Origin of the sequence: Oleiagrimonas sp. C23AA (assembly GCF_011759385.1) — a bacterium.
Taxonomy (GTDB): domain Bacteria; phylum Pseudomonadota; class Gammaproteobacteria; order Xanthomonadales; family Rhodanobacteraceae; genus Oleiagrimonas.
The window spans coordinates 162,691-182,958 of the sequence record NZ_JAARLY010000002.1 but is presented as its reverse complement, the minus strand read 5'-3'; the positions used below and the strand labels follow the sequence as shown (position 1 = coordinate 182,958).

18 protein-coding genes are annotated in these 20,268 nt (G+C 64.0%); 3 read left to right on the top strand and 15 right to left on the bottom strand.

The window, feature by feature from the left end; all coding sequences use genetic code 11:
* Window positions 1–21: 21 nt before the first annotated feature.
* The 5 genes from pilQ to HBF24_RS03840 form a co-directional block, all read right to left on the bottom strand.
* Window positions 22–2,154, bottom strand: a complete 2,133-nt coding sequence (gene pilQ / locus HBF24_RS03860) for a type IV pilus secretin PilQ (RefSeq protein WP_167170034.1) — start codon at window positions 2,152–2,154, stop codon at window positions 22–24.
* A 106-nt stretch (window positions 2,155–2,260) separates the two neighbouring features.
* Window positions 2,261–2,788 (bottom strand): pilus assembly protein PilP, encoded by a 528-nt coding sequence (locus HBF24_RS03855; RefSeq protein ID WP_167169249.1) that lies wholly within the window; start codon window positions 2,786–2,788, stop codon window positions 2,261–2,263.
* On the bottom strand, window positions 2,785–3,450 hold the full coding sequence (gene pilO / locus HBF24_RS03850; protein ID WP_167169246.1) for a type 4a pilus biogenesis protein PilO: 666 nt from the start codon (window positions 3,448–3,450) through the stop codon (window positions 2,785–2,787). The genes HBF24_RS03855 and pilO overlap by 4 nt, the downstream gene beginning before the upstream one ends.
* The gene (locus HBF24_RS03845; RefSeq protein ID WP_167169243.1) at window positions 3,447–4,058 is read right to left on the bottom strand and encodes a PilN domain-containing protein; all 612 of its coding nucleotides are present in this window, start codon (window positions 4,056–4,058) and stop codon (window positions 3,447–3,449) included. The genes pilO and HBF24_RS03845 overlap by 4 nt, the downstream gene beginning before the upstream one ends.
* Window positions 4,058–5,116 (bottom strand): pilus assembly protein PilM, encoded by a 1,059-nt coding sequence (locus HBF24_RS03840; protein ID WP_167169241.1) that lies wholly within the window; start codon window positions 5,114–5,116, stop codon window positions 4,058–4,060. The genes HBF24_RS03845 and HBF24_RS03840 overlap by 1 nt, the downstream gene beginning before the upstream one ends.
* Before the next feature lie 353 nt (window positions 5,117–5,469).
* Between HBF24_RS03840 and HBF24_RS03835 the strand changes: the two genes are divergently transcribed.
* Complete coding sequence (locus HBF24_RS03835) at window positions 5,470–8,070, top strand: penicillin-binding protein 1A (RefSeq protein ID WP_167169238.1); 2,601 nt, start codon at window positions 5,470–5,472, stop codon at window positions 8,068–8,070.
* Between the two features lie 187 nt (window positions 8,071–8,257).
* Window positions 8,258–8,944 (top strand): hypothetical protein, encoded by a 687-nt coding sequence (locus HBF24_RS03830; RefSeq protein WP_167170031.1) that lies wholly within the window; start codon window positions 8,258–8,260, stop codon window positions 8,942–8,944.
* A gap of 106 nt (window positions 8,945–9,050) precedes the next feature.
* Here HBF24_RS03830 and HBF24_RS03825 read toward each other — a convergent pair whose 3' ends face one another.
* The 7 genes from HBF24_RS03825 to rpoZ form a co-directional block, all read right to left on the bottom strand.
* A complete protein-coding gene (locus HBF24_RS03825; protein ID WP_206064174.1) occupies window positions 9,051–10,376 on the bottom strand; it encodes a citrate synthase in 1,326 nt (441 codons plus the stop codon).
* Window positions 10,377–10,668: 292 nt separating this feature from the next.
* Complete coding sequence (locus HBF24_RS03820; protein WP_167169233.1) at window positions 10,669–10,923, bottom strand: type B 50S ribosomal protein L31; 255 nt, start codon at window positions 10,921–10,923, stop codon at window positions 10,669–10,671.
* Window positions 10,924–11,004: 81 nt separating this feature from the next.
* A complete protein-coding gene (locus HBF24_RS03815; protein WP_167169230.1) occupies window positions 11,005–11,940 on the bottom strand; it encodes a nucleoside hydrolase in 936 nt (311 codons plus the stop codon).
* A 65-nt stretch (window positions 11,941–12,005) separates the two neighbouring features.
* Window positions 12,006–14,111: an ATP-dependent DNA helicase RecG gene (gene recG / locus HBF24_RS03810; RefSeq protein ID WP_167169227.1), complete on the bottom strand. Its 2,106-nt coding sequence runs from the start codon at window positions 14,109–14,111 to the stop codon at window positions 12,006–12,008.
* Between the two features lie 95 nt (window positions 14,112–14,206).
* Window positions 14,207–14,590: a RidA family protein gene (locus HBF24_RS03805; protein WP_167169224.1), complete on the bottom strand. Its 384-nt coding sequence runs from the start codon at window positions 14,588–14,590 to the stop codon at window positions 14,207–14,209.
* Between the two features lie 104 nt (window positions 14,591–14,694).
* A complete protein-coding gene (locus HBF24_RS03800; RefSeq protein WP_240922179.1) occupies window positions 14,695–16,860 on the bottom strand; it encodes a bifunctional (p)ppGpp synthetase/guanosine-3',5'-bis(diphosphate) 3'-pyrophosphohydrolase in 2,166 nt (721 codons plus the stop codon).
* Window positions 16,861–17,096: 236 nt separating this feature from the next.
* Complete coding sequence (gene rpoZ / locus HBF24_RS03795) at window positions 17,097–17,387, bottom strand: DNA-directed RNA polymerase subunit omega (protein WP_167169222.1); 291 nt, start codon at window positions 17,385–17,387, stop codon at window positions 17,097–17,099.
* Between the two features lie 182 nt (window positions 17,388–17,569).
* Between rpoZ and HBF24_RS03790 the strand changes: the two genes are divergently transcribed.
* Complete coding sequence (locus HBF24_RS03790) at window positions 17,570–18,442, top strand: VacJ family lipoprotein (protein WP_167169219.1); 873 nt, start codon at window positions 17,570–17,572, stop codon at window positions 18,440–18,442.
* 283 nt (window positions 18,443–18,725) lie between these two features.
* Here HBF24_RS03790 and HBF24_RS03785 read toward each other — a convergent pair whose 3' ends face one another.
* From HBF24_RS03785 to mlaD, 3 genes are read right to left on the bottom strand one after another with little or no spacing between them, the layout of a single operon-like run.
* A complete protein-coding gene (locus tag HBF24_RS03785) occupies window positions 18,726–19,025 on the bottom strand; it encodes an STAS domain-containing protein (protein WP_167169216.1) in 300 nt (99 codons plus the stop codon).
* A 6-nt stretch (window positions 19,026–19,031) separates the two neighbouring features.
* Complete coding sequence (locus HBF24_RS03780; protein WP_167170025.1) at window positions 19,032–19,685, bottom strand: ABC transporter substrate-binding protein; 654 nt, start codon at window positions 19,683–19,685, stop codon at window positions 19,032–19,034.
* A gap of 36 nt (window positions 19,686–19,721) precedes the next feature.
* Window positions 19,722–20,237 (bottom strand): outer membrane lipid asymmetry maintenance protein MlaD, encoded by a 516-nt coding sequence (gene mlaD, locus HBF24_RS03775; RefSeq protein WP_167169213.1) that lies wholly within the window; start codon window positions 20,235–20,237, stop codon window positions 19,722–19,724.
* Window positions 20,238–20,268 lie beyond the last annotated feature (31 nt).

Below are 20,268 nucleotides of genomic sequence, written 5' to 3'. Positions count from 1 at the left end.
GAGTCTCACACTTGCCGCACACTACTCGTTGTCGCTGAGGATGCGCGGCGTGACGAAGATCAGCAACTCGGCCTTGTTGTCCTGGCGCGAGGTGTTGCGGAACAGGTAGCCCAGGATCGGGATGTCGCCCAGCCCCGGCACCTTGGCCGTGGTGTTGTTCTTGGTGATCTCGTAGATGCCGCCCAGTACCACGGTCTGGCCGTTGTCCACCAATACCGAGGTATTAAGCGACTTGGTCGAGATCTGCGGCACCTGGCCACCGCCCGGGTTGTTGACGAAGCCATCCAGCGCATCCTTGTTGACGTTGATCTTCAGGAATACGCGGTTGTCGGCGGTGATGGTCGGGGTGACCTTGAGCTCGAGCACGGCATCCTTGAACTGCACCGTCGCGGTACCGCTGTTGGCACCGGATGCGTTGGAGTTCTGGTAGGTGACGTAACCGATCTGCTCACCCTGCTTGATGTCGGCCTCCTGCTGGTTGGCCGTGATCACGCGCGGACTGGAGATGATCTCGGTGCGGCCTTCGGACTGCGCCGCAGACAGTTCCAGATCGACCAGGTAGTTGGCGCCCAGGATCGCCAGGCCCACGCTGCCGCCCTTGGAGGCCGCATCCGACGCCGGCAGATTGACATTCAGGCCGCCCGGGAAGGTCAGCGTATCGCTGTTGCCGGTCTGGACGTCGGTGATGTTGTTGTTCAGATCGTTGGCGTGGGCCGCCGTATCTGAAGTAATGATGCGCTGACCGCTGGGATTGGTATGGAACGCGCTCACGCCCCATTTGACGCCCAGCTCGCGGGTGAAACTGTTGGTGGCCGCGACGATGCGCGACTCGATCAGCACCTGACGCACCGGCTTGTCCAGCACCGCCACCAGCTGGCGGATCTCCTTGACCTTTTCCGGAATGTCGTTGATCAGCAGCGTGTTGGTGCGCTGGTCATAGGAAACACTGCCGCGCGGCGAAAGGAAGCCGCGAGTGCGGTTGCCGGCACCGCCACCACCGCCACCCTGCATGGAACCGGTGGTCAGCAGCTTGGCGATATCGGCGGCCTTGCCATAGCTGATCGGAATGTAGTCGGAGACCAGATCGGCGGCCTGCTGGGCCTTCAGGCGTGCCTCGGCCTGGTTCTCCTCGTAGTCGGCAATTTCCTTCTGCGGCGCAATCCACACCACATTGCCGCTGCGACGCTTGTCCAGCCCCTTGGCGCGCAGGATCACATCCAGCGCCTGGTCCCAGGGCACGTCTTCCAGGCGCAGGGTCACCGAGCCGGTCACGCTGTCGGCCGCCACCATGTTCAGATGCGACATCTGCGCCAGCAGCTGCAGCGCCGAACGCACCTGGATGTCCTGGAAGTTGAAGGTGACGCGGCTGCCGGTGTAGTGAGGCTTCTTGACCTTGCCAAGCTCGGTGCCGTTGCTGCTGTCGCTCTTCTTCTTGCGCGCGATCTCCAGCACGTACTGCTTGGGTGTCTGATAGGCAGAAGCCTCGACCTGGCCGGCAAACACCACTTCCATGCGCGCGCCGCCGTGATCCGGGTGCGTGGTCACCGACTGCACCGGCGTGGCGAAATCGAGCACGTCCAGGCGCTTGGCCAGACGCTCCGGCACGCGCACATGTGAAAGATTGAGCGAGACCTTGCCATCGGTCTGATTCATGTCGACATCGGCGCCGGGACCGGTGAAGTCGATCAGCACCTTGCCCGCGCCATCGGCGCTGCGCCGGAAATCGATGTCAGACACCTGCGGTGCATTGGCCGGCACTGGCAGCTGCTTGGTCGGGTCCACCGTACCGGCCGTGGCGGCCGGATCGATGTCATCGCCGTTGGCCACCGTCATCACCAGTGCATCACCCTGCACGTGGGTGTGGTAGTTGGAAACGTGATCGAGCTCGACCACCACGCGCGTGCGCCCGCCAGCCGATACCACCGACACACCGGAGGTGGCGCCTTCACCGATATCCAGGTGACGCTTGGCGAATGCGTTACGCGTGTCGTCGAAGTCGATGGCGATGCGTGGCGGCTTCTGCGTGGTGAAGATCTTCGGCGAAGGCACCTTGCCACCGAAGCTCATCTTCACGGCCACCTTGCCACCCGGCATGGGCTGGTAGCTGACGTCCTTGAGCGTGCTTTGCGCCCAGGCCGGTACCGCCACGAGCATGGCCAGGGCGGCCAGTGCACTGATCCAGCCACGGCGCAGCGACGAACCGTTGCGGCCCCGAGAATGATGCGTCCTGTTAGTCATGTTGATCACCCCCGATGGGTCCTCATTGCTCGAGCGCGATGCTTGCATGGCGTTCCATCCAGCCCCCGTTGCCGTTCGACACCAGCTCGGTGAGGTCGATGTGGTCCTCGCCGATATCGGTGACGTGGCCATAGTTCTGTCCCATGTAGTCATTGACGTGGACGCGATGGATCACGCCCGTGGGGTCGCGCACCAGCGCCACCAGGTGCGAGCCGGCCTTGCCGATGGTCCCCACCATCTTCAGGCTGTCCAGCGCGAAGGCCTCAAGCGGCTCCTTGGGCCGGTTTTCGTCCGGACGCGGCCCGCTGTCGACACTGGTATGCCGGTCTTCGGTGGGGCTGGGCTCGAACGGATCGCGCTTGTCCTGATCGCGATAGGTAAATGATTCGAAAGTCTTGATCACCGGTAGCGGCGGCAGCGGCGCCCCTTTGCGCGCCTTCTCCTTGGCCACCCAGTCACGCACATCGGAGGTGCCCTTGGTGCAAGCGGCCAGCACGCAGACGGCCAATACCAGGGTGATCAGGCGAATCGTGGTCTGACGCAGGCTCATTTGCGGCCCCTCCGCGACTTGCCCTTGGCGGCCTGTTTGGCCGTCTCGTCCTCATCCAGGTAGCGATAGGTCTTGACCGTACCCTGCAACACCAGCACGCCACCGGGAACCGGGTCGGCGCCCTTGGCCGCGGCCCGCTGCGGACTCAGCGACACGTTGTGCATGGTCAGGATGACCACTCGCGGCAGCGAGGCGACGCCACTGATGAAGGTGCCGAACTGGTGATAGGTGCCGGCCATGCGGATCTGGATCGGCTTCTCGGCGTAGAATTCCTTGGGCGCCTCCGGACCGGGCTGGAATAGATCCACCTGCAGGCCGGCGGCCAGGGCCGTCTGTGAGATATCCACCAGCAACTGCGGCATTTCCGTCTTGCTGGGCAGCTGGCGCAGCAGCTGACGCAGCATGTCCTGCATGGAATCGAGCTGCTTGCGCAGCGCCACCAGGTTGGCCGCCTTGGCCTGTTTCTTGGCGAACTCCTGCTTGAGCTGCACTTCCTGGCGACGATAGCGCTCCAGGTCGTCCTGCTGGTCACTGACATACAGGTACCAGCCAAAGAAGATGATCACTACCACCAGCAGGCCAGTGAAGAACCCCTTTACCGAGGTGGGCCAGCCGCCGACGTTATTGCGGTCGAGGTTGCGCAGGTCATCGATGAAACTCATGACTTGGCTCCTCCCCTTGGCTTGGCGATCGGCGACGAGGCGCCGGTATCGCCACCCTCATCGGCCGGGGGCTTGGTCAGCTTGAGCTTGATGTTGAAACTGTAGGGGGTGCGTGTGCCGTCATGACGGTTCTCCGTCTTGCGCAGGTCCACGTCCTTCATCCACGGCGAGTTCTCGAGGTTGCGCATGTACTGCGCCACGCTGGCGTTGGACTGCGCCACACCGTCCAGCGCCAGGTCGTCGCCGGTCTGCTTCATGTCGGTCAGGCGCACGCTGTCGGGGATGGTCTGCACCAGCTCGTCGAACAGATGCACCATCTGCGAGCGGTTGGCCTGCAGCTGCTCGATGATCTGCTTGCGCGCCAGCAGCCGGTCACGGACCTTTTCCAGATCCTTGATCTTGGCGATCTTGTTGTCCAGCTGCTTGATTTCGCCCTGCAGATAGCTGTTGCGCTGCTGCTGGTTATCGATGCGGGCGCTCATCCACGATCCCCACAGCAACACCGCCACCACCCCGGCCAGGGCGGCGGCGCCAAGCTGCATGTAGAATTCGCGCTCACGTTGCTTGCGGCGTTCGGCACGCCAGGGCAGTAGGTTGATGCGCGCCATCAGTCAAAGCTCCTCAGCGCGAGGCCGGCGGCGATCATCAATGCCGGCGCGTCCTTAGCCAGCGCCTGTGCCTGGATGCGTGGCGCCAGCGACATCCGCGCCAGCGGGTTGGCCACGCAGCACGGCACACCCATCTGTTCCTCGACCAGCTCACTGGCCCCTTCGATGGAGGCGCAACCACCGGCCAGCACGACCTGATCGACGCGACTGTATTCGCTGCCGGCGAAGAAGAACTGCAGCAATCGGCTGACCTGCTGCACCATGGCCTCCTTGAACGGCAGCAGCAGCTCCTCCTCGTAGGATTCGGGCAGCCCGCCCTGCCGCTTGGCGCGGCCGGCTTCCTCGTAGGACAGACCGTAGCGACGCATGATCTCGTCGGTCAGCTGTTTGCCGCCGAAGACCTGCTCGCGTGAATAGACGGTGCGCTGATTCTTCAGCACCGCCAGAGTGGTCATGGTGGCGCCGACGTCGACCACGGCGATCAACGCGTCACGCGCCACCGAGAGTTGGTCGACGATCAGGCCAAAGGCGTTCTCCATGGCGAACGCCTCGACGTCGATCACCTTGGCGGTCAACCCGCCCAGTTCGAGCGCGGCCACGCGCATGTCGACATTTTCGGTACGCGAGGCGGCGAGCAACACATTGCTCATTTCCGGGTTGTCGCGCATCGGCCCGATGACCTCGAAATCGAGGCTGACTTCCTCGATCGGATACGGGATGTACTGATTGGCCTCAACCTGGATCTGGCCTTCGAGATCATCCTCGGTCAGTTCCGATGGCATCGGGATGACCTTGGTGATAACCGCCGACCCGGCCACGGCCGCCGAAGCGTGCTTGAGCTTCGACCCGGAACGGGCCAATGCGCGTCGCACGGCATCGCCGACGGCCTCGACCTCGACAATGTTCTTCTCGACCACGGCATTTGGCGGCAAGGGCTCGACCGCGTAGTGATCCACGCGGTATCGACCACCGACCTGACTCAATTGCAGGAGTTTGACCGCTGTCGAACTGACGTCAACACCGATCAACGGTGGCGCCTTCGGAGTGAACAGTCCCACGTTTCCCCCTTCCCCTTGCGCCCTTAGGAGAAAAAGCTGCGCAATGACATTAAATCCCAAACTTAACGCATTGGCAACAACTGGTTTTCGCACGCCGGGTGCCCGTTGGCGTCCCCACGCCAAAGCACCCAGTCGACGACTGCCAAGGCAACAAGCGCCTGCACTATACACTGCCGGCACCCGCAATTTCGCGGATCGCTGCACGAAATGCGATACCCGATACAGTCACGGCGAACTGAACGGCGCCGCCACGTGTCGATGATCAGGCGTTTCTCATTGGCCACCCGCTCCCCCTATACTCGGGTGGTTAAACATTTGTTCTGTACCCTTTCACTCAACCGCGATCTGCATCCATGCGAATCCTCAAGCGACTGCTGCGCTATGCGCTCATTCTCGCGCTGGCCGGCATCGTCCTCGGGGCGGCAGCACTCGGCGTGGCCTACTGGCTGATTGCCCCGCGCCTGCCCTCTGTCGACTCCCTAAAAGATGTCCGCATGCAGGTGCCGCTGCGTGTTCTCAGCAAGGACGGCAAGCTTATCGCCAGCTTTGGCGAAATGCGCCGCATCCCGATCAAGATCGAGAACGTACCCGCGCGCCTGAAGAATGCCGTGCTCTCGGCCGAGGACGCCGATTTCTATCACCACTCGGGCATTGATGTGGAAGGCACGCTGCGCGCGGCCGTACACGTGGTGCTGGCCGGCGGTCGCAAGGTGCAGGGCGGCTCGACCATCACCCAGCAGGTGGCGCGCAACTTCTTCCTGAGCCCGCAGAAAAGCTATACGCGCAAACTCACCGAGATCTTCCTCTCGTTCCGCATCGAGAATGAGCTCAGCAAGGACCAGATCCTGCAGCTGTATCTCAACAAGATGTTCATGGGCCACCGCGCCTATGGCGTCGCGGCCGCCGCGCAGGTGTACTACGGCAAGACCCTGGACCAGCTGACCATCGCCGAGTGCGCCATGCTCGGCTCGCTGTATCAGGCGCCTTCGGTGGTCAACCCGATCACCAGCCCCAAGCGCGCGATCGATCGCCGCAACTGGGTGCTGGGGCAGATGCTGTCGCACCACTTCATCAACCAGCAGCAGTACAAGCAGGCCATCGCCGAGCCCGACCACGCCTCGCTGCACGAGCCGCCGGTGCAGGTGCATGCACCCTATGTGGCCGAGATGGTGCGTCAAGCGGCGCTGGATCGCCTGGGCAATGTGGCGCTGACCGATGGCTATGTGATCCATACGACCATCGAGGGCGACTTGCAGGGCGACGCCAACCACGCCTTGCGCCAGGGCCTGATCGATTACGACCACCGTCACGGCTACCGCGGCCCCGAGGCCCATGTGCAGCTGCCGCCACAGGTTACCGACGACCAGCTCGATCACGACCTGGACAGCTACAACTCCGTCGCCGGACTGCTACCGGGCATCGTCACCGATGCCGATGCCAAAAAGGCCACGGTGTATCTCGGTGATTCGAAAACCATCACCCTGGACATGGATGCAGTGGCCTGGGCGCGCCCCTACGTCAACGCCAACTACCCCGGCGCCCGACCCAAGGCCGTGGATGCGGTGATCAAGCGCGGCGACGTGGTGCGCGTGACACAGGTCACCACCAAGCACGACAGCAAAACCAAGGATGACAACGTCGCCTCGACCAGTGAAACCAAGAAGCAGTGGCAGTTGGCACAGATTCCCGCCGCCCAGTCGGCTCTGGTGTCGCTGGACCCCGACACCGGCGCCGTGCGCGCGCTGGTCGGCGGCTTCAGCTTCCTGCGCAGCAAGTTCAACCGCGCCCTGATGACCGGCTCCGGTCGCCAGCCCGGCTCCAGCTTCAAGCCGTATCTTTACTCGGCGGCGCTGCAGCACGGCTATACGCCGGCCTCGATCATCAATGATGCGCCGGTGGTGCTGCCCGACCCGTCCAAGCCCAACGGCGTATGGACGCCGAGCAACGACGACGGCAAGTTCGACGGCCCGATGCGCCTTCGCACCGCGCTGGTCGAGTCGAAGAACCTGGTCTCGGTGCGACTGCTCGATGCGCTGGGCCTGCCCTACGCGCGCCATTACATCATCCGTTTCGGCTTCAGCCTGTCGCAGTTGCCGGACAACCTGTCGATGGCGCTGGGCACAGCATCGGTGTCACCAATGAGCATGGCGCGCGGCTACTCGGTATTCGCCAATGGCGGTTACCTGATCACGCCGTACTTCATCTCCGAGATCGACGACCGCAACGGCACGCCGGTATACAAGGCCGACCCGCAGCGTGCCTGCCGCCAGTGCCAGCAGCGCCTGCTGCAAGACCCCACCGATGTCGACACCGACCCGCTGGCCAGTGCCGCCAGCTCGGCCGCACCGGCCACCGCCGGCACGGTGGCGGCCAGCAACGCACCGCAGGCGCCGGCCACGGCACCGGTCAACGCCGCCAGCGTTGCAGGAGCAACCGACGAACATGCCGACGACAAGCCGCGCCTGGCACCGCGCGTGCTCACCCCGCGCAATGACTTCCTGATCACCTCGCTGATGAAGGACGTGATCCGCAAGGGCACCGGCCACGCCGCCATGGCGCTGGGTCGCACCGACCTTGCCGGCAAGACCGGCACCACCAACGATCACCGCGACGGTTGGTTCGGCGGCTTCAATACCGATCTTGTCACCGTGGTCTGGGTCGGCTTCGACGACTTCAGCATTCTCGGTCGCGGCGAATTCGGTGCCGAAACCGCGCTGCCGATCTGGATGGATTACATGGGCGCCGCGCTCAAGGGCAAGCCGCCGGCGGAGCTGCCGATGCCGCCAGGCATCACCACGCTGACCATCAACAAGCACAGCGGCCTGCCGACCAGCGTCGATGACCCGGACGCGATGAAGGAATACTTCAAGGTCGAGGATGTCGATCGCCTGCGCGCCAAGGCCAAGCAGCAGCAGGAAACCAAGGAACAGCAACACGCCTACGACATCTTCTAGGCCCACGAAAATTCAAGCAAGGAACTTACGGCTCGCCTGGTCACAGGCGGGCCTTTTTTTATGGCGTTTGGCCGACACCACCGCACCGCCACTGAACCGTGAATGGCCTGGACGACAAGCTGCTTCCACAGCAGGTGCGCGCTCAGGTAGTCTGTTTGCGTGTGGACCCCCGACCGGAGCAGCAATGATGGCCAGAGGTGAGCACCATCGCATCCACGCCCAGGATCGCCAGCAACGCAACCGCATCCTGATTGCCCAGGAAGCCGCCCGCTTGATGAGCGAACACGGCATCCGCGACTACCATCACGCCAAGCACAAGGCCGCCGATCGCCTGGGCATGCCCGAAACCCAGGCCCTGCCCCGCAACAGCGAAATCGAGCAGGCACTGCGCGAACACCAGCGCATTTTCCAGGCCGATAGCCAGCCGCAGGCCTTGCGCGAGCGGCGCGAAGCGGCCGTGGAAGCCATGCAGTTCTTCGCCCGTTTCCGGCCGCGACTGGTCGGCGCAGTACTGGAGGGCACCGCCGATACGCATTCGGCCGTGTGCCTGCACCTTTTCACCGACGACCCCGAAGCGGTGCCGTTGTTCCTGCAGGAACATGGCGTGCCGTACGAAACCCAGACACGCACCCTGCGCGAGGACCGCGACAGCCAGCGCGACTTTCCGGTGTTTCTGTTCGCCGCCGACAACCTGCCGTTTGACCTGACGGTGATGCCCGGCGACAGCCTGCGCCAGGCACCGCTGGACCGGGTCGATGAGAAACCGATGCGGCGCGCCTCACTGCAGGGCGTGCGCGAACTGCTGGCATCGGCACACCATCAAGTCGAACACGAGGACGAGTTCGAGGCCATGCTGGCCGCCGCTCTACGCTGATTCGTGCGCACCATGGCCGTCATCCGCCCACGTTCAGGCACACCCGCTCCATAAAAAAAGCCCCGGCGAACCGGGGCTTTTTTCAGATCTTCGCAAGCGCGGTGAATCAGCGCTTGTCGGCAGCCACGTAATCGCGCGTGGCAGCGCCGGTGTAGATCTGGCGCGGACGGCCTATGCGGGCGCCCGGGGTTTCGTGGTGCTCGCACCAGTGCGCGGCCCAGCCGGCAGTACGGGCAATGGCGAACATTACCGTGAACATCTCGGTCGGGATACCCAGCGCCTTGTAGATGAGGCCGGAGTAGAAGTCGACGTTCGGATACAGCTTGCGCTCGACGAAGTAGTCGTCCTTCAGGGCAGCCTCTTCCAGCTTCAGCGCCACGTCCAGCAGCGGATCGGACACACCCAGCTCGTTGAGCACCTTGTGGCACATCTCGCGGATGATCTTGGCGCGCGGATCGAAGTTCTTGTAGACGCGATGACCGAAGCCCATCAGGCGGAAACTGTCATCCTTGTCCTTGGCGCGCTTGACCGCGGTCTCGACGTTATCGGGCGAGCCGATCTCGGCCAGCATCTTCAACACCGCTTCGTTGGCGCCGCCATGGGCCGGCCCCCACAGCGCGGCAATGCCGGCCGCGACCGAGGCGTACGGGTTGGCGCCGGTGGAACCGACCAGACGCACCGTCGAGGTCGACGCGTTCTGCTCGTGATCGGCGTGCAGGATGAACAGCAGATCCATGGCCTTGGCGGCCACCGGGTTCAGCTCCAGCGGCTCGCTCGGCACTTCGAACATCATGTGCAGGAAGCGATCGCAGTATTCGAGGCTGTTCTTCGGATAGCGGATCGGCCAACCGATGGTGTAGCGGTAGGCGGCAGCGGCCAGCGTCGGCATCTTGGCGATCAGACGGATCGCGGCCATCTTGCGCTGCTCGGGATCCTCGATATCCAGATCGTCGTGGTAGAACGCCGACAGCGAGGCGACGGCGCCGCACAGCATGGCCATCGGGTGCGCATCATGGTGGAAGCCGCGGAAGTAGTTCTTCAGCGACTCGTGCATCATCGTGTGGTGCGTGACCTGATGCTCGAAGTTGTCGAACTCGCTCTTGTTCGGCAGCTCGCCGTTCATCAGCAGGTACGACACTTCCAGGAAGTTGGAGTGCTCGGCCAGCTGCTCGATGGGGTAACCACGATACAGCAGCACGCCCTGGTCGCCGTCGATGTAGGTGATGGCGCTCTTGGTGCTGGCGGTGGCCGCAAAGCCCGGATCAAAGGTGAAATGACCGGTTTCCTTGTACACCTTGGCGATATCGATGCACTCGGGACCCATGGTGCCACCGACCAGCGGAAGCTCGGTCGTTTTGTTGGCCTCGTCGATCAGCTTGACGGTCTTGTCGGACACGGCAGACTCCTTGCGTTCAGCCCCGACGCGACTCATGGGAAACGGGGTCGGCGTCGGTGGGGATAGGGGAAGGCGCGGCCAACGGGAAATCGGCCGGCTGCGCAACGGATGCGCAGGCATCCGATAGCACGCCATTATCGCACAGCCGCCGCGCCGTTGCTGACTGGGGGCCATCTTCGCAATTACAAGTCCCGCCGCGCGCGCATACGAAAAACGCCCGCGCAGCAAGACTTGCTGGCGAGCGTTTTCAGGCAGATCGGACGCGCACGTCCAACCATGCTTTGACCAGCGCCGATCCCAAGGACCGGCGCCGCCAAGCACAAGCAGCTTACTGCTTGCCGCCGACCGAGTAGCGGCGACGGAACTTGTCGACGCGACCGCCGGAATCGATGGTCTTCTGCTTGCCGGTGTAGAACGGGTGCGAATGGCTGGAGATATCCACCTTGATCAGCGGGTACTCGTTGCCATCTTCCCACTTGATGGTTTCCTTGCTGGTCATCGTCGACTTCGTCAGGAACGAGAAATCGGATGACAGATCCTGGAACACCACCGGCTGGTAGTTCGGATGGATATCGGCTTTCATGGGGCGCTCCGAAGAAAAGCTCGGCGAAAAGAGCGGCATTGTATAGGCGTGTCAGGGCACCTGCAAGTCCCTGACGGCAAATCAGTCCGTGGCGCCCAGCGCCCGCGCCACCATAGCGCCGAAGGCGGCCTGATCGACGTCGAACACGATACGCGCATTGGGCGGACGCTGAAGACGGTTTTCCCAGTCGACCACGGTGGAACCGCGGGTGAGACGACCCTCGGTTTCCACGCCGACGTGACGTGTTTCGGCGCGGGTGATGATCGACTCATCCAGCGCCACCGCCATGGCCAGCGCATCGGCGGCAATCACGCCACTGCGCCCGCGCATGGCATTGTACTGGCGCGCCTTGCCGAAAATCTGGTCGAAAAAGCGGGCGCGCCGGTCACCCGCCTTCAACCAGGCGGCGAAGGTGTCGCCATCAAAAGCGTGACGCAAGGTGGCTTCCCAGTCGACCAAATCGAACATCGGCCAGGCCTCGAACACCACCTTGGCCGCCTCCGGGTCAAAGCCGATATTGAATTCGGCCGGCACACTCATGGTGTTGCCGTGACCGGTGACCGCGCCGCCCATGATGACCAGTCGCTTCACACGCTCGGGCAGCGACGGGTCCAGGCGCAGCGCCAGGGCCAGATTGGTCAACGGCCCCAGGGCCACCAGTGTCAGCTCGCCCGGACGCTCCCGGGTGCGGCGAATCAAGGTGAGCGCAGCGTGCTCGTCCTGCGGCTGCGCCTGCGGCGCGGGGAAGCCGACATCACCCAAGCCATCACTGCCGTGTACAAAGGCGGCATCTTCCTCGGGCAGGCGCACCAGCGGCGTCGGGCAGCCGGCATGCACCGGCGTGTCCGCCTCGATCAGGTCCAGCAGCGTGCAGGCGTTGCGCACCGTGTGCTCGAGACCGACATTACCGGCCGCAATGGAAAGCGCCTCGACCTTGGCATGCGCATGCGCCATCAACAGCGCCAGCGCATCGTCCACGCCCGGGTCGGTATCGATCAGCAGATGGGGTGCGGCCACGGTTGGCTCCGATGCGAAAACGGCCAGCTTAGCAGCGTGACGCGTGCACGGCACGTGTGGCCGCATCAGGCATCGGCATAACGTGCCGCGCCGCCCACCCAACGCCGCACCAGGCGCTCGGCCAGTGCCTCATGCTCGGCCAGCAGCACCTCACCGACTTCCTGCACGGCCGGCATCAGGTGCGCATCACGGGCAAGGTCGGCAACGCGGAAGCTCATCTGGCCGGTCTGGCGCGTACCCAGCACTTCGCCCGGCCCGCGCAGTTCAAGATCCTTCTCGGCGATGCGGAAACCATCGCCGGTGTCGCGCATCACCTGCAGACGCTCGCGCGCCATCTGCGACAGCGGCGGTCGATACAGCAACACGCAGCTGGAGGCCACGGCGCCTCGGCCGACACGCCCGCGAAGCTGGTGCAGCTGCGACAACCCCAGACGCTCGGCATTCTCGATGATCATCAGGCTGGCGTTGGGTACGTCCACACCCACTTCGATCACGGTGGTGGCTACCAGCACCGCGATCTCACCGGCCTTGAAGGCATCCATCGCCGCCTGCTTCTCGGCGGCTTTCATGCGCCCATGTACCAGCGCCACGGCAAGCTCCGGCAAGGCGGCCTGCAGTTCGGCGTGCGCCACTTCGGCCGCCTGTGCCTCCAGTTGTTCGGATTCCTCGATCAGCGTGCACACCCAGTAGGCCTGACGCCCTTCCAGGCAGGCCGCGCGAATGCGCTCGACCACCTCGCCACGACGCGCGTTAGACACCACCACGGTCTGCACTGGCGTGCGCCCGGGCGGCAACTCGTCGATGGAGGACACATCCAGGTCGGCGTAGGCGCTCATCGCCAAGGTGCGCGGAATCGGCGTGGCGGTGAGCACCAGCTGATGCGGCACCTCGCCAGCCTGGCGGCCCTTGTCGCGCAAGGCCAGGCGCTGATGCACGCCAAAGCGGTGCTGCTCGTCGACGATGACCAGGCCCAGGCGCGCGAACATGACCCCTTCCTGCATCAGTGCATGCGTGCCAACCACCACTGGCGCGCCACCGGCCACCGCCTCCAGCGCGGCTTTGCGCGCCCGACCCTGCACCTTGCCGGCCAGCCATACCACCTCCAGCCCCAGCGGCTCGAACCAGTCGCGAAAATTGCGCAGGTGTTGCTCGGCCAGCAGCTCGGTTGGCGCCATCAGCGCGATCTGGAAACCACTTTCCACTGCATTGAGGGCCGCCAGCGCGGCCACCACCGTCTTGCCGCTGCCGACGTCGCCCTGCACCAGTCGCAGCATGGGATGATCGTGGTGCAGATCGGCGGCGACCTCCTCGGCCACGCGCGATTGCGCGCCGGTCGGCGTGAACGGCAAGTCAGCCAGGAAACGCTGACGAAGACGGCCATCACCCACCAGTGGCGGCGCGCGATAACGGCGCACGCGCTCACGCAAGCGACGCAGCGTCAGGTGCTGGGTCAGCAACTCCTCGAAGGCCAGGCGCTGCTGCGCAGGATGCTGGTTGCGTGCCAGGCGCTGCAGGTCGGCGCCGGCTGGCGGCCGGTGCACGGTCAGCAAGGCCTCGCGCAATGAGCCCAGCCCCAGTGGCGCACGCAATGCCGGCGGTAACAGTTCCAGCACGTCGTCACCGGGAAGCTGTGCCAGCGCCTTGTCGATGACACTGCCCAGGCGCTTCTGGCCCAGGCCATCGGTGGTCGGATAGATCGGCGTCAGCGTGCCGTCCAGCGGCGTGCCGGGTCCACTGATGCGCTCGTACTGGGGATGCACCATCTCCAGGCCCGTCGGACCCTGACGCACCTCGCCATAACAGCGCAGCCGGCTACCCACCGCCATCTGCTCGACCTGCGCGCGACGAAAATGGAAAAAGCGCAACAGCAAAGTGACGTGCGAATCGTCACCCAGCGCCACCTTCAACTGCGGCCGGTAGCGAAAACCGCGATCGATCGCCTCGATCACGCCCTCGACCTGCACGCGATCGCCCACCTTCAGTTCAGCCAGCGGCACCAGCCGGGTGCGATCCTCATAGCGCAGCGGCAGGTGGAACCACAGGTCCTGCACCCGCTCCAACCCCAGCTTGCCCAGCGACACGGCCAGCGCCGGCCCCACGCCCTTGAGCGTGGTCAGCGGCTGGGTGCCGGCGTCAAGAGCCGCCGGGGCGCGGGAAGAAACGGTGGACATGCGCGGCAAGCCTACCCGAGGCCCGCCGCGCCGTCAGCACGTCCATGGAGACACCGGCTGTCGGCGCCGCGCGCAAACGGCTGCCAGCGTCTGGGTCAGTCCAGCACCAGGATGGCGTCGACCTCTACCTGCGCACCCTTGGGCAGCGCCGACACCTCGATGGTCGAACGGGCCGGATACGGCTGTGCGAAGTACTCGGCCATCACCTCGTTGACGACGCCAAAGTGCGCCAGGTCGGTCACGTAGATGCCGATGCGCACCAACTGGCCCAGCGAACCGCCAGCCGCGGCGCAAACCGCTTTGAGGTTGTCGAAGACCCGGCGCGCCTGCACCGCGATATCACCCTCGACCAGCTGGCCACTGGCCGGGTCGAGCGGAATCTGCCCGGACAGGAACACCGTGTTGCCGGCGCGTACAGCCTGCGAATACGGACCGATGGCGGCCGGGGCGTGGTCGGTGGCGATGATGGCTCGGGTCATGGAGATGGCTACCTTGGACGGAAACAAAGGCCAAGCCTAGACAGCCCCCGCGCGAACGTCGAGGCACGCTGCAGCATAAGTGCGAAAAAGGCTTATCGGCGCGCTTACAGCGGGTAGCGGTAGACCCCGTTGACCACCGCGGTACGGCGCACGCGACGCATCACGTCGGCCAGGTGCTTGCGGTTTTTTACCTCGATGGTGAACAGCAGCGTGGCAGCGGTGAAGTCGCGCTCGATGTACTCGACGTTCTCGATGTTCGACTCGGCCTCGGCAATGGCCGCGGCCACGGTGGCCAGCACGCCGGGGCGATTCAGCACCTCGGTGCGCAGTTCCACCTTGTAGTCGCCGGAGACCTGGCGATCCCACTCGATGCCGATGCAGCGCTCGGGCGATTTGCGAAGCTCGGCCACGTTCGGACACTCGGCACGATGCACCACGATGCCCTTGCCCGAGGACAGGTAGCCGATGATGTCGTCGCCCGGCAACGGATGACAGCAATTGGCGAAACTGAGTACGCCGCGCTCGGTGCCGGTGATGCGGATGTTGTCGCCGGCCGGACGGCGCGTGGCCGAGGCGCCGCCATCGCGCACGCCGGCCAGCAACTGCTCGGCGACGTGGTCGGGCATGCGATTGCCCAGCGCAATATCGGCGAGCAGTTCTTCCAGACGCTTGAGATTATGCTCGGCCAGGAAGTGCTCGAGCACCGGCGCTGGAATGGTGTCCAGGGTGGCATTGCGCGCATCGAGTTCGCGATCGAGCATACGGTGGCCGAAGTCGACCGCATCCTCATGCTGCAGATGCTTCAGATACTGGCGGATGGCGGTGCGCGCCTTGCCAGTGACCACCACGTCCAGCCACGCAGGATTGGGCACGGCCGAGGCGGCGGTGATGATTTCCACCTGCTGCCCCGAGGCCAGCGGCGTACGCAGCGGCACCAGCTTGCCGTCCACGCGCGCGGCCACCGCGTGATAACCCACATCGGTATGCACGGCGTAGGCAAAATCCAGGGCGGTGGCGCTGCGCGGCAGCGAGAGAATGTCGCCGCGCGGCGTGAACAGATAGACCTCGTCCGGGAACAGGTCGATCTTCACGCTTTCGATGAATTCCATCGACGACGGCGTCGCCGCCTGGCGGTCGGCCAGATTGGCCAGCCATTCGCGCGCGCGGTGCTGCGCGCTGTTGGCCGGGCCACCCTCGGTCTTGTAAACCCAGTGCGCGGCCACGCCGCGCTCGGCTACCGAATCCATTTCCTCGGTGCGGATCTGGATCTCGATGGGCGCGCCGAACGGCCCGAACAGCACCGTGTGCAACGACTGGTAGCCGTTGGCCTTGGGAATGGCGATGAAGTCCTTGAAGCGCCCTTCCACCGGCTTGAACAGCGCGTGGATGGCACCCAGCGCATGGTAGCAGCGCATCACGCTGTCGGTGACCACGCGAAACCCGTAAACATCCATCACCTGGCTGAACGACTTGTGGTCGTTGCGCATCTTGGTATAGATGCTGAAAGGCGATTTCACCCGGCTGACCACGCGCGCCGGAATCTGCTCGGCTTCGAGCCGCGCTTCCAGCGCGTGATCGATGCGCGCCATCGACTCGCGACGATTGCCAATGGCGCTCTTGATGCGCGCCGAGATGACGCGATGGCGATCCGGATACAGCGCGCGAAAGCCCAGATCCTGCAGCTCGGCCTTGAGCTTGTTCATGCCCAGGCGCTGCGCAATGGGGGCGTAGATCTCCAGCGTCTCGCGGGCAATGCGCCGGCGTGACGGGCCCGCCTTGGCGCCCAGCGTGCGCATGTTGTGCAGGCGATCGGAGAGCTTGATCAGGATCACGCGCAAGTCGCGTGCCATCGCCAGCAGCATCTTGCGGAAGCTTTCCGCGGCCGCTTCCTGGCGGCTGGAAAAACGCACCGCGTCCAGCTTGGTCACGCCATCGACCAGCTCGGCCACGGTTTCGCCAAAGCACTCGACAATGCGCTCGCGCGCCAGGCCGGTGTCCTCCAGCGTGTCGTGCAAGATTGCCGCGATGATGGTCTCGGCGTCCATGGCCTGCTCGGCCAGGATGCGCGCCACCGCCACCGGATGAGTGATGTACGGCTCACCGCTCTTGCGGGTTTGCCCGGCATGCGCCTCGGCGCCGATCAGATAGGCCTGGCGCACCTGACGCACCTGCGCCTCCGGCAGATAGCCGGAAAGCAGCTGTTCCAGGTCGAGCACGTCGCCCGGAATATCGGTCTCGTGCGTGGTGGCCGCCATGTCCATCATACCCATGCGCCGCAATGAAGAAGAGCCGGCCGGTCCGGCGTACACGGCATGATGCCCACAAAAACGCCTCAGGGTCGAGACACGCCGATCACAGCCGGCGTACGCGGCCTGTCGCCACCGATGCATCACGCATCAGGACCAACCGGACCACCGTCGGCAAGCGACCGTTTGCGCCAAGCCCGACAGTCCCCACCAGGGCACGGGCCGCACTGGGCCAAACTGATCGCGGCAAACTTGGACGCTTACTCGTCGCCGTTCTTGGCGGCGTCTTCGTCCACTTCGGCGGCAGCCCATTCCAGCGCCTCGCGCTCGGCACGCTCACGTTCGGCACGGTCGATCTGGTCGATGGTGGCCTCGTCAATACGGTCCTCGGCGATTTCACGCAGGGCCAGCACCGTGGGCTTGTCGTTCTCGGCATCGAGCAAGGCGTCGGCACCCTTGGCCAACTGACGGGCACGCTTGGTGGCCATCAGCACCAGCTCGAAACGGTTATCGACTGCCTGCAGGCAGTCTTCGACGGTAATACGCGCCATTTCAAATCCTTGACGTAAAAGAGAGTTTGTCAGTTCACAAGTTTAGCTGCGGGCATGCTTTGCTGGCAACGCACACCTGCCGTACCATGCACAGTTTGGCGCTTTGTAAGGCTGGGGGCATGGCAAAGCGGCAACAAAATAAATAAACTGCTCGGTACATATACGGCCTGAGTCACTTACGTATGCGTGTCCCCCACCGCTTTTTGCGTCGCGCCGCCCTGTTGGCCACGGTCACCGTGCTGGCCGGCTGCGCCATTGCCAAACCCCGCACCGATGATCCGTGGGAAGGCTTCAACCGCAAGGTGTTCGCCTTCAACCAGGACGTGGATAAGGCCGTTATCCGTCCGGTCGCGGTGACCTACCGCAAGGTCACCAATCCGCCGGTGCGTCGCGCCATTTCCGATTTCTTCTCCAACATCCGCCTGCCGATCACCATCGGCAACGATGTGCTTCAGGCCCGTCCGAAGCAGGCTCTGCAGAATACCGGCCGCTTCCTGGTCAACCTGACGGTAGGCCTGGGCGGTTTCCTTGATCCGGCCAGTCGGCTGGGCCTGCCGCAACAGGAGACGGACTTCGGCATCACGCTGGCGCGCTGGGGCGTACCCGACGGCCCCTATCTGGTGCTGCCACTGATAGGACCCACTACCACACGCGACGTCTGGCACCTGCCGGTAGACAGCTACTTCTTCGACCCGCTGTCGATCTACGCACGCAACCACGACTATGAATACAGCCAGCAGTACCTGCCCAGCCTGCTGTATCTGGTGACGTTGCGGGCGCGTGCCATCGATGCCGAAAGCTTCCTGGATTCGGCCTACGACCCTTATATCTTCCTGCGCGATGCGTATCGTCAACAGCGCCTCTACGCGCTCTATGACGGCAATCCGCCCGCAGCCATCATCGAACAGATGCAGGGTCTGGATGAGAAAGGCTTCGACCCGGATCAACTGCTCAACGAGCAGCACGACTGGGAGAAGACGCATGGCGGGAAGTCCGGCAACAAGGGTGCCCCCGCGGGCGCCAGCAGCATCCCGCCACCGGCCTCGGGTGGCTGAGAGCTCCGCAACACATGCAAAGAAGCCGGCTCCTTGCCGGCTTTTTTGTGATCCATCGGCACGCCGGATAAGCAACCCCAAGGGATATTCCTGATACGCACTGCCTGCACGAGCCGAGCACCTCGACCGACTTCCGGTCCAGCATCGAATACGCGTCAGCCCCCGGAGGCCCAAGGTACCGCTGGGCAAGAAAAAAGCCGCCACGAAACCTGCTAATAAAAAGGCCGGCGCCTGTCGAGCGCCGGCCCTTGGCCGAAAGCCTGGAGGTCAGGTCACCATGCGGTCAGGCCGCGAGCTGGTCCTGGACCTCGCATACGCGAGCCAGATCGCACAGCGCCTTGGGTGGCTGCTGCACGCGCGGCACATGCCCCTGGCGCCGGCCCTCGGCCATCAGCGCCAGCACGCAGGCCAGGCCTGCACTGTCGACCGCCTCCAGCCCAGCCAGATCCAATATCTGGATACGGCCACCCGCGAGCGCCTGACTGCCTTCACGCAACGCCTTGGCCGCGGTGGCGAAACCCAGCGTGCCACGCAAGCGCAGCACCCCTTCGCCCTGGGAAACATGGATGGCGCTGTCAGTCATGGCCGTTTACTTGCTTTCCTTGGACATGTCCTTGAGCACCTGATCGCCCTGGGTTTCCAGGCGCTTGATCAGGCCGTCGATGCCTTCCTTGCGGATTTCGGCGTCGACCTGCGCACGATAGTTGGTGATGTAGGAAATACCCTCGATGATCACATCGTAGGCTTTCCACTGGCCACCACTGGTCTTGCGGAACGCGTAGTCGACTGACACGGTCTTGCCGTCATCGAGCACTACCTGGGTGCGCACGATGCTGCGGCGATCGTCCAGGCTGCCCTTGAAAGGCAACACCTTCACCGACCCTCGGGTGTAGTTGAGCAGGCCCTCGGCGTAGCGATGGGTGATGGAGTTGTAGAACGCCTTGGCAAAGCGCTCACGCTGCTCGGGCGTGGCCTGCCGGGCATGACGACCCAGCACCAGGATCGAGGCGTAGTCGATGTCAAAGTGCGGCAGGAAGACCTTGTCGATCACCTGGATCAACTTTTCCTTGTTGGCCTTCAGCTCGGCACGGTGGCCATCAATGGCCTTGCCAAGGTCATTGGCAATGGTTTTCACCACCTGCTCGGGCGTTTTCACACCGCTGCTGTCTTGTGCCTTCGCGCGCATCGGCACGAACGCGCCGACGAGCGCCATCACAGAGGCCATGGCCAGGGTACGCAACATCATGGGGAAGTTCTCCTAGGGGGATGGAGCGCCGGCTTACTGGCCGGCGTCCGGGGCAGGCTTGCTGGCGCTGTCGGCATCACCGCTCTTCTTGTCGCCATTGCCATTGACCAGGAACTTGCCGATCAGGTCTTCCAGCTGCATGGCCGACTGCGTCAGGATGAAGGTGTCGCCGTTCTTGAGGTTCTGCGGCGAACCACCCGGCTGGATGCCAATGTATTGATCGCCCAATAAACCACTGGTTAATACCGCCGCCGATGAGTCATCGGGAATCTGGTCGAAGCGCTTGTCCACGCTGATGGTGACCAGCGCATCGAGCTTGTCGTTCTCAAATTGAATCGACTTGACCGAACCGATGCGCACACCGGCCATCTTCACCGGCGCGCGGTCCTTGAGCTGACCGATGTTGGTGAAGCGGGCCTTGAGGTCGTAGGTCGAACCCTCGTCGAAATTGGCCAGCGAAGTGGTCTGCGTGGCGAGATAGGCCAACGCCAGAAAGCCGAGCACGATAAACAAGCCGGTGCCGACGGCGTAGGAGCGTCTCTGGGTCACGGCACGGTCCTCAGTAAGCGGAAAACGGAAA